The 1483-nt window shown below is 65.7% G+C and carries 1 protein-coding gene; it reads left to right on the forward strand.

Going from position 1 to position 1483, the window contains the following annotated elements:
• Positions 1-2: 2 nt before the first annotated feature.
• A partial coding sequence (locus AKL28_RS23560; protein WP_050470701.1) for an HAL/PAL/TAL family ammonia-lyase occupies positions 3-1483 on the forward strand: 1481 nt, incomplete at its 3' end.

Genomic DNA, 1483 nt, shown 5'->3' on the forward strand with positions numbered 1-1483 from the left:
CCATCACCATCGACGGCTTCAACCTCACCGCACAGCAAGTCATCAGCGTGGCGCGCGCGCCCTACCTGAAGGTAGCGCTGGCGGACTCGTCGCGCGCGGCCCTGAAAGAAAGCCGCGACTACATCGAAAGCACCTGGATGCACGACGAGGCGCCGATGATGTACAGCTTCAACACCGGCGTCGGTTTGTTGAAGGACACCCGCATCAAGGTCGAGCACATCGAGCTGTTCCAGACCCAGCTGATCCGCGCCCACAGCGCCGGCATCGGCGAACCCTTCTCCGAGGAAGTCAGCCGCGCCACCATGCTGCTGCGCGCCAACGCCTTCGCCTCCAACTACTCGGCCCCGCGGGTGGAAGTGGTGGAGCGCCTCTTGGCCTTCATCAACGCCGGCATCCACCCGATCATGCCGCAAAAGGGCTCGGTGGGCGCCTCCGGCGACCTGGCGCCGCTGGCCTACCTGGCCGCCGCCATTGCCGGCTTCGACGAGGCCGAAGTGATGTACAAGGGCCAGCGCATGAGCGCGCCTGAAGCCATCACCAAGGCCGACATCGGCCCGGTGACATTCGACCTCAAGGCCAAGGACGCCTCGGCCCTGATCAATGGCTGCACTGCCTCGCTGGCCGTGGCCATCCTGGCCGCGCACGACGCCCGCCACCTGCTGACCGACGCCTGCCTGTCGCTGGGCCTGACGCTGGAGGCGATGCGCGCCGAGATGGCCGCCTTCGACCCGCGCATCCAGCAGGCGCGCCCACATGCCGGCCAGATCAAGACCGCCCAGGTGGTGCGTACGCTATTGAAGGGCTCGACCCGCACCACCCACGAAGCCCGTGCGGTACAACTGCCGGACGAACTGCGCCGCACCGACATCCCCTACACCGCCCGCATCCAGGACGTCTACTCGCTGCGCTGCGCGCCGCAAGTCTACGGCCCGGTGTTCGACGCGCTGGACTATATCGACACCATCATCGAGAAGGAAACCAACTCCGCCACCGACAACCCGCTGATCTTCAGCAAGGAAGAGGGCGAAGGTTTCGAGATCATCTCCGGCGGCAACTTCCACGGCCAGTACCTGGCGCAGGCGATGGACTTGCTGGCGATGGCCATTACCGACCTGGGCAGCATCTGCGAACGCCGGGTGGCGCGCCTGATCGACCCGACGCTGTCGTGGGGCCTGCCGCGCAACCTGATGAGCGGTGTGCGGGGCGTGAACACCGGCTATCCGGTGGTGCAGTGTTCGCTCAGTTCGCTGGTGATGGAAAACCGCACCTTGTCGATGCCGGGCAGCGTGGACAGCATCCCGTCCAAGGGCAACAGCGAAGACCACATCTCCAACTCGACCTGGTGTGCGCGCAAGGCGATGACGGTGGTGCAGAACACGCAATACATCGTCGGGGTGGAAATGCTGCTGGCGGCGCAGGCGCTGACGATGACCGAGGACTTGCTGAAGGGCTTCGCGCTGGGGCAGGGGACGCAGGCGGCATA

It is taken from the genome of Herbaspirillum chlorophenolicum, from assembly GCF_001189955.1.
Taxonomy (GTDB): Bacteria; Pseudomonadota; Gammaproteobacteria; order Burkholderiales; family Burkholderiaceae_D; genus Herbaspirillum; species Herbaspirillum chlorophenolicum.